The sequence below is a fragment of the Streptosporangium sp. NPDC050855 genome, assembly GCF_044456585.1.
Taxonomy (GTDB): domain Bacteria; phylum Actinomycetota; class Actinomycetes; order Streptosporangiales; family Streptosporangiaceae; genus Streptosporangium; species Streptosporangium longisporum.
Genome location: NZ_JBITFY010000051.1, coordinates 1 through 8,385 on the forward strand (window position 1 = coordinate 1; position 8,385 = coordinate 8,385).

Here is an 8,385-nt window from a genome sequence, read left to right on the forward strand (position 1 = left end):
CGCATCCGCTGGGAAGTCCGCGACGACATCCACGAAGCCTTCCTCAGCCTCGGCTGTGCCCTGATCTGCTGGCGTCGCCTCAGCTCATTGTGTTAACGGCTCTAAGCCGGGCGGGGCGGGTAGGGGGATGCCGGTCCAGAGACGAGGCCGCCTTCCCCTCATACCCGCGAAGGTGAGCGTCCGATGTCTTCCGATCCCTTCCTCTCCTCCCCGCCGCCACGGCCGACGGCCGACGCTCCTGAGGCGCTGCTGGAGGTGCGTACCTGGCGGCTGGAGTCGTTGCGGATTCTTCGCCTCCTGGGCGAGCTGGACGCCGTCACCGCTCCCCGCGTGCACGCCATCCTCGACGAAGTGGTGGGCGCCCGCGGTGAGGTCAGGCTGATCGTGGATCTCACTTCGCTGACCTTCATCGCCTCGGCAGGGGTGGGGCTGCTGGTGGAGATCCGCAGGCGGGTCGGCGAGCGCGGGGGACGTCTGATCGTGATCCTCGCCCCGGGCAGCAGTCCCCGGCGTCTCTTCGACCTGACCACCATGAGGGATTACTTCGAGGTCGCAGAAAACCTGAGAGAGGCGGTGGACGTCCTGAAGCAGGCAGACGGCGACCTGGCACTGCCGGGTGGGACCGGCGAGATGCCGTAGGCGCGGGCCTCGCCGTTCTCGTCGTCCGCACCGTCTGCGGGCATGGCCGGGGACATCGGTCTCATCCGGCGTGTGCCGCCGCTCATAGCCTTCTTATTTCCCTATATGTGACGTTCTTTCGCCAGATGAGTACTGATCTTCTGTTCACAGGACACAAAAGCAGCTACTCTCAACTGGATTTGACCTTGAGCGGTTGAATCGTCCCGTGTTTCCATGGCCGGTGAGCCCTACCGGTGGAGAGCAGAGGTGGCGATGGCGCGCTGGTTGGGCCGGCTGCTCGCACTGGTCGTCGTCGCCGGCGCCGCGCTGACCACCCTGGCGACACCCGCGTCCGCGCACGGCCAGCTCGCGATGTCGACACCGGCCAAGGACAGCACGGTGACCGAGCCGATGGAGTCGCTCGCGCTGTACTTCACCGAGAAGCCCGCCCCGAACGCGTACTTCTCCGTCACCGCCCCCGGTGGCGCCCGCGTCGACCGGCCCTGGTCGCACGGGCGGCCCGAGCGCCTCGACGAGCCGGTCACGGAGTACAACCTGGTGGACGGCTCCTGGCAGCCGAAGCTGTACCACACCGGGTTCCCGGCGACCGTCCCGGTCGCGTACTGGCCGGAGCGGGGTCTGTACGTCGCCCGCTACGTGTCGGTCGCCTCGGACGGCGAGAAGGTCACCGGAGAGGTCAGGTTCACCTACAGGGGCAGGACGTCGGAACCGCCCAAGGGCTGGAAGGCGCCCGTGAACGAGCCCGATCCCGCACTGCTCGCCCACGCGGGACCCAGCGCCGCCGCGCCGTCGGCCGGAGCGTCGGCCGGAGCCGCCGCCCCCGTCACCCCGCAGGGCACGCCGCAGGCGGTGGCGTCGGACGCGCCCAGGCCCGCCGCCTCGGGCTTCGACCCGTCGGTGTGGCTGCTGCCCGCCGTCCTGGTCGCCGGAGCGGGGTTCATGGTGATCCGGGCGGCACGGCGACCGTCGTCCCGGGGCACGGAGGTCCGGCGACGTGCCACCGGGCCGCCGGCGGGCACGTCCCCGGGACGGTCCGCGAGCGCGTCGCGCGGGCCGCGCGGCGCCAAGGCCGGCAAGGCGGCCAAGAGCGCCAGGCGACGCTGACCCGCCGCCCGCGCTCCGGTCCCGCAGCCACCATGCCGCCACCGCACCGCCACCACGTCGCCGTCATGCTCCGTCCTGCCGCGTCACCGCGACCCCGTACCGATCCGCCGTCCTCGCCACCGTGCCGGCTCGCCGCTCCGCACGTCGGCCTGACACCCCCTCAGGAGAACAGTCATGACGTCCCCCCCTGCCCGCCGCCGCCCGCTGCCGGCCGCGCTCATGCTCTGCGCGGCCCTGCCGGCGGCCCTGCTGACGGCCCTGCTGACGGCCACGGCCTGCGGCTCGCCCGCCGCGGCTCCGGCCCCCGGCGCCTCGACGGTCAAGGAGATCACGGTGGCCGTCACCGGACGGCAGGTGACGCCCCCTCCCGGACGGATCGACGTTGCCAAGGGCCAGACGGTACGGATCACCGTGACCGGTGACACGGCCGACGAGGCGCACGTGCACGGCTACGACAAGGCCGCGGCCCTGAAGCCGGGCGTCCCCGCGACGATCGAGTTCGTCGCGGACCGGGACGGCCTGTTCGAGGTCGAGACCCACGGGTCGAAGCTGCAGCTGTGCCAGCTCGTGGTGCGCTAGGGCGGCGTGATGCTCCTGGCCCACGGCATCGGCGGTCGCCAGGACCTGCCGATCCCCTTCGAGGCCGCGCTGACCGGCGCGATCCTCGCCCTGCTGGTGTCCTTCGTGGCGCTGGGCGCCCTTTGGACCGAGCCGCGGCTGGGCAGCGACGTCCGCCACTCCCGCCCGCTGCCCTCCCTGCTCCAGAGGACGGTCTCCGCGCGGGCGTGGCCGTGGGTCTGGCGCATCGCCGGGCTCGTCGCGGCGGCGTACTTCTGCGTGGGCCTGCTCTTCGGCCCGGACCGCGTCGAGAACCCCACGGCGGGGGTGTTCTACGTCCTGTTCTGGGTCGGGCTGGTGCCGCTCTCGTTGCTGTTCGGGCCGGTGTGGCCGGTCCTCAACCCGCTGCGGACGCTGCACCTGCTGGCCTGCCGGGCTCTGGGACGCGACCCCGGCACCGGGCTGCGCCCGCTGCCGCAGGGTCTCGGCTACCGGCCCGCCGCCGGAGGTCTCCTCGCCTTCGTCTGGCTGGAACTGGTCGCCCCCGAGCGGGCCACCCTGCCCGTCATCGGGGCCTGGCTCGCCGTGTACGTCGTGTTCATGCTCGCGGGAGCGGTGCTGTTCGGGTCGCGCTGGTTCGGCCACGCGGACGCGTTCGAGGTCTACAGCACCCTCGTCGGCCGGCTCGCCCCGGTGGTGAGGGGCCCCGGCGGCGTCGTGACCTGGCGCAACTCGCTGGACGGCATGGCCGGGCTCCGGCCGGTGCCGGGGCTGACGGTGCTGGTGGTGGTGCTCCTCGGCTCCACCATGTACGACAGTCTCTCCAACGCCCCGATCTGGGTGCGCTTCGTGCAGGAGAGCTCGGTGCCGGCTCCGGTGACGGGGACGGTGGGCCTGCTGGCCGTCATCGGCCTGGTGCTCGCGGCGTACCGTGGCGCGACCTCGCTGGCCGGCCGGTGGGGCGCGGCCGAGCCGGGTACGACGGCGGGCGAGCTGGCGCACGCGGTGGTGCCGATCGCCGTCGGGTACGTGGTCGCCCACTACTACACGCTTCTCCTGCTGGAGGGGCAGCGGACCCTCGCCCTGCTCTCCGATCCGCTGGTCACCGGCGCCGACTGGCTGGGCACCGCGGGGTGGACCGTCCAGGCGGCCGGTACCTCCCCGGCCGGGATCGCCATGCTCCAGGTGACGGTGATCGTCGTCGGTCACGTTCTCGGCACCGTGCTCGCCCACGACCGCGCGCTGGCCCTGTTCCCGCGGCGGACCGCCGTCGTCGGGCAGATCCCGCTCCTGGTGCTGATGGTGGCCTACACGGTGGTGGGCCTGCTGCTCCTCTTCGCGGGCTGATCCGCCTGCCACGGAGGCCGCCACGGCACGAGGGGAGCGAGGCCGCGAGCGGCTCACGGTCGTGATCCTGGCCGCGCAGAGCCGTCCCCGGCGGCTTTTCGAGCCGACCCGCATGACGGAGCACTTCGAGACCGCACCCACGCTGGGACAGGCGGTACGCGCCCGTCCCCGATCGTTCGGTGACCGTACGGGGTGACGGCCCGGGGGCGGTGGGGCGACGATCGTTCTCGCGGGCCGGTTCACGGTGAGCGGCACCCTCCGTGGCCGGTGTCGTCACAACGATCGGCAGATGATGCATCAATATGCCTCAAGACGGGCATCGTAGTAACGAGTCAACTACGTTACGTGACAATGGCCTGTCGAGTCGGCCTTTCAGCACCGAGACGGCCGTCGTCCCGTCGTCACCGTCACCTGGAGAGTCCATGAGCGCACCCCGTCAGGCGGATATGTCGCCTCTGCCGCCGGTGGGGCGGACGTTCGTGGCCGGTTTCGAGAGCACCTACCTTCCCATGTGGAAGATCGACGAGCTGGACACGACGGGCCATGCCACCCGGTGGCGGCACGACGTGGACGAGGTCCTGGCCGTCGGGGTGCGCCATCTGCGGTATCCGCTGCGCTGGCAGCGGATCAACCCGGAGCCGGGCACGTTCGACTGGGCGGAGACCGACGAGGTTCTCGGGTACCTCCACGACCGTGGCGTGGTGCCCGTCGTGGACCTGGTCCACCACACCACCTACCCCGACTGGCTGGCCGACGGCTTCAGGGACCGCGGGTTCGCGGGGGCCTACGTCGCCTACGCCGAGGCCGTCGCCGGTCGCTACCCCTGGCTGCCGGCGTACACCCTTTTCAACGAGCCCTTCGCCACCCTGTTCCTGGCCGGGCACGAGGCGCTGTGGCCGCCCTACGACCGGGGGGTGGAGGGGTTCGCCAGGCTGCTGTGCTCCGTCCTGCCCGCGATCGGCGAGGCGGCTCTGTGCTGGACGCAGACGCTGCCCGACGCCCGTCACGTGTGGGTGGACACCGGCGAGCACCACAGCGGCACGGGCCCGGGGGCTGACCACGCGCGGATGGCGAACGACCGCCGCCACGTGGTCCTCGACCTGATGCTGGGCCGTGACCTCGACCTCGATCGGCCCTTTTTGTCGCAGCTGATCGCGGCGGGCGGTGAGCCGCTGCTCGATCTGCCCGCCGTCCGGGTGGACGTCCTCGGCCTGGACTACTACTGCCACTCGGAGTGGTTCTACGGCGAGACCGGCGCGCGCGTCCCCTCTCCGCATCCCCTGGGACTGGCCGAGGTGATCGGCCAGTACAGCGACCGCTACGGGCTGCCCATGATGCTGACCGAGACGAACATCAGGGGGTTCCCGCCGGACCGGGCGTCCTGGCTGCGCTACACGCTGGAGCAGTACGAGCTGGCACTGTCACGCGGCGTACCCCTGCACGGCTACTGCTGGTTCCCGCAGGTCGACTCGTGCGACTGGGACTCGCTGCTCGCCCTCCCGTCCCGGCGGGCCGACCCGGTGGGCGTGGTCGGCCACGGGCTCGACGGCTCCCGCGAGGAGTCGGTCTTCACCCGCGCGTGGCGGGCGGCCGCGGCGGGGGCCCCGGTACGGGAGCTGCCGGCCTACCGGTTCCAGGCCCCGTGCGAGGAGCAACTGGCCGGATTCCTGCCGGCGATGGCGGGATGGCCGTGGCAGGAACCGCCACGGCGGGACCGTGTCCCGCCGGTGACCGTACCGATCGACGCAAGGAGCCTGTAGTGATCGGCATACCCGTGGACCCCGATCTGGTCGTGTTCTCCCACCTGCGCTGGGTGTGGGTGTGGCAGCGCCCCCAGCAACTGGTCTCCCGGCTCGCGGCCGCGCGGGCGGGCAACGGCGCCAGGACCTGGTTCGTGGAGGAACCGGCCTACGCCGACGTGTCGTTCCCGCGGTTGCGGCGGGAGGAGCACGGCGACGTGATCCGGGTGTGGATGGACGTCCCGCGCGGCGGAAGCCTCCTGGAGGCCGCCTGCTTCGACGAGCCCGTCTCGGCCGGCTACGGCCGTCTGCTGGCCGAGATGTTCGCGGAGGAGGACCGCCCCGCGGCTCCGGACGTGTGGCTGTACACGCCCATGGCCATCGACACGGCCCAGTCCCTGCGGCCGGGCCGGTTGATCTACGACGTGATGGACGACCTGGCGTCCTTCCTCGGCGCCTCGGCCGAGATGCGGGAGCGCCAGAGCCGGTCGTTGCGGGCGGCCGACATCGTCTTCACCGGCGGACGCTCGTTGCACCGCTCGGTCACCGACCGGCGTACCCATGACGTCCACTGCTTCCCCAGCGGGGTCGACAGCGCGCACTTCATCCTCGCCCGCGCCCTGCGGCGGCCGCACGACCGCCCGGTCGCCGGATACGTCGGGGTCATCGACGAGCGGATGGACCTGGAACTGCTCCGCGACCTCGCCGGGGAACTGTCCGACTGGACCATCAGGATGGTCGGCCCCATCACCAAGATCGACGAGGACGCCGTCCCCCGTGCCGGCAACCTGCACTACGCGGGACTGACGCCGTACGAGAGGCTTCCCGGGGAACTCGCCGGGTTCGACGTGGCGCTCATGCCGTTCGCCGTGAACGAGGCCACCCGTTCCATCAGTCCCACCAAGACCCTGGAGTACCTGGTCGCCGGGCTGCCCGTGGTCTCCACCCGCGTGCCCGACGTCGTCGCCGACTACGGTGACGTCGTCCACTTCGCCGACAACGCCGCGGGGTTCGCGCGGGCCTGCCGCGAGGTCGTCCGGCACTCGGCGGCCGACCGTGACAGGCATCTGCGTCCCATCCGGCGCCGTCAGGAGTGGGACGTCATCGCCGCCTCCATGGCGGCGCTGATCGACGACCTCGATCCCGATCGGCAATCGGTGGCCGCCGGGGAAACCGCCCTGTGAGCACCCGGGTCCCGCCGTCACCGTGCCGTCTCGCCCGCGACCTCGAGCGAGCCCACGGGCAGGGCGTCGGGGCCGCGAGCGCGGGCCTGCGGGATGCCGCCCTGGGCGCGGTGAGACTCACCGGATCGGCGGTCCCCCTGCTGGCCGAGGCGGCCGTCAGCTCGGCGACCCCCTTCCTGCGCGCGCCGCTGCTCGCCCGGATCTCCGCCGTCCTGCTCCTGCACGTCCCGGGCCAGGACGGGCGGTGCGCCAGCTGCGGCGTCCCGGCCCCCTGCCCGACCACCCACACCCTGCGTACCTGATCCCACCGGACGGAAGGCCGCTCATGTTCCTCGACTCCTTCGACCTGGTCGTGGTCGGATCAGGCTTCTTCGGGCTCACCGTCGCCGAACAGGCCGCCGGCCGGCTCGGTGCCCGCGTGCTGGTGCTGGAGCGGCGCGGGCACGTGGGCGGCAACGCCTACTCCGAGCGCGAGCCGGCCACGGGCATAGAGGTGCACTCCTACGGCGCCCATCTGTTCCACACCTCCAACGAGCGGGTGTGGGAGTACGCCAACCGGTTCACCTCCTTCACCGGCTACCAGCACCGGGTCCACACCGTCGTCGGCGGCCGGGTGTTCCCCATGCCGATCAACCTGAGCACCATCTGCGCCTACTTCGACCGGCACATGAGCCCCGACGAGGCTCGCGCGCTCGTGGCCGAGCAGGCCGGGGAGGTCGACCGGGGGAAGGCGGCGAATCTGGAGGAGAAGGCGATCTCGCTCATCGGGCGCCCGCTGTACGAGGCGTTCATCCGCGGTTACACGCAGAAACAGTGGCAGACGGACCCCACCCAGCTGGCGCCGGAGATCATCACGCGCCTGCCCGTCCGCTACACCTTCGACACCCGCTACTTCACCGACACCCACGAGGGCCTGCCGACGGACGGATACACCGCCTGGCTCCAGCGCATGGCCGATCATCCGCGCATCCACCTGCGCCTGGGCGTCGACTACTTCGACCTGCGATCCGCCCTCCCGCCCGGTACGCCCGTCGTCTACACCGGGCCGATCGACCGCTACTTCGACTACTGCGAGGGCGAGCTGGGCTGGCGCACCCTGGACTTCGAGCGGGAGGTGCTCCCCGTCGGGGACTTCCAGGGCACGTCGGTGATCAATTACGCGGACGTGGACGTCCCCTGGACCCGCATCCACGAGTTCCGCCACTTCCACCCCGAACGCGACTACCCCTCCGACCGCACCGTGATCATGCGTGAGTACTCGCGGTGCGCCGGGCGCCGGGACGAGCCCTACTACCCGATCAACACCCCGAACGACCGCGTCGTGCTGGAGCGCTACCGCAAGCGCGCGGCCCAGGAACCGGACGTGTACTTCGGGGGACGGCTCGGTACCTATCAGTACCTGGACATGCACATGGCCATCGCCTCGGCGCTGACCCTGGTGGACAACCACCTGGAGGCGCGCCTGGACCGGCGGCGGTCCGTCGGCGCGGGCCGACCGGCCGGATCGTGAGCGGGTCCGCAGGCCACGCGGGGGCGGGGTAACACCTGAGAGTCGAATCAGCAAAAAATATCTTTATACGACACAAGAAGGTTGTAAACATGTTTTTACCGCCCAAAGCAACCAAAAAAGAGCTACCACCTTGGTCACCACCGCCCGCCTCCCCCTGGACCCCTCCTTCCGGATCGCCCCGGTCGAACCCCGGCTCTTCGGCTCCTTCGCTCCGACGGCGACGTCGACTCCTTCCTGGCCAGCGGCGCCGACATGGAGCACATGATCCGCTCCATCGCGGCCACCGCCGACCACGTGGGCGCCA

At 71.3% G+C, this 8,385-nt stretch carries 8 protein-coding genes; all 8 read left to right on the forward strand.

All coding sequences use genetic code 11. The features are described 5' to 3' along the window. The first annotated feature begins 183 nt into the window (after nucleotides 1-183). The 8 genes from ACIBCT_RS40310 (at nucleotide 184) to glf (ending at nucleotide 8,081) form a co-directional block, all read left to right on the forward strand. A complete protein-coding gene (locus ACIBCT_RS40310; protein WP_399197329.1) occupies nucleotides 184-639 on the forward strand; it encodes an STAS domain-containing protein in 456 nt (151 codons plus the stop codon). 213 nt (nucleotides 640-852) lie between these two features. Continuing rightward, the gene (locus tag ACIBCT_RS40315; protein WP_399197330.1) at nucleotides 853-1,743 is read left to right on the forward strand and encodes a copper resistance protein CopC; all 891 of its coding nucleotides are present in this window, start codon (nucleotides 853-855) and stop codon (nucleotides 1,741-1,743) included. 174 nt (nucleotides 1,744-1,917) lie between these two features. After that, nucleotides 1,918-2,322 (forward strand): hypothetical protein, encoded by a 405-nt coding sequence (locus tag ACIBCT_RS40320; protein ID WP_399197331.1) that lies wholly within the window; start codon nucleotides 1,918-1,920, stop codon nucleotides 2,320-2,322. Nucleotides 2,323-2,331: 9 nt separating this feature from the next. Beyond that, entirely contained in the window at nucleotides 2,332-3,648 is a 1,317-nt protein-coding gene (locus ACIBCT_RS40325) for a hypothetical protein (protein WP_399197332.1), read from the forward strand. Between the two features lie 422 nt (nucleotides 3,649-4,070). Then, nucleotides 4,071-5,408 carry a family 1 glycosylhydrolase gene (locus ACIBCT_RS40330; protein WP_399197333.1) on the forward strand — a complete coding sequence of 446 codons (1,338 nt, stop codon included), beginning with the start codon at nucleotides 4,071-4,073 and terminating at the stop codon, nucleotides 5,406-5,408. Beyond that, nucleotides 5,408-6,571: a glycosyltransferase gene (locus tag ACIBCT_RS40335; protein ID WP_399197334.1), complete on the forward strand. Its 1,164-nt coding sequence runs from the start codon at nucleotides 5,408-5,410 to the stop codon at nucleotides 6,569-6,571. The genes ACIBCT_RS40330 and ACIBCT_RS40335 overlap by 1 nt, the downstream gene beginning before the upstream one ends. Next, complete coding sequence (locus ACIBCT_RS40340) at nucleotides 6,568-6,873, forward strand: hypothetical protein (RefSeq protein ID WP_399197335.1); 306 nt, start codon at nucleotides 6,568-6,570, stop codon at nucleotides 6,871-6,873. Before ACIBCT_RS40335 ends, ACIBCT_RS40340 begins: the two co-directional genes overlap by 4 nt. Nucleotides 6,874-6,896: 23 nt before the next feature. Beyond that, nucleotides 6,897-8,081 (forward strand): UDP-galactopyranose mutase, encoded by a 1,185-nt coding sequence (gene glf, locus ACIBCT_RS40345; RefSeq protein ID WP_399197336.1) that lies wholly within the window; start codon nucleotides 6,897-6,899, stop codon nucleotides 8,079-8,081. The last annotated feature ends 304 nt before the right edge of the window (nucleotides 8,082-8,385 follow it).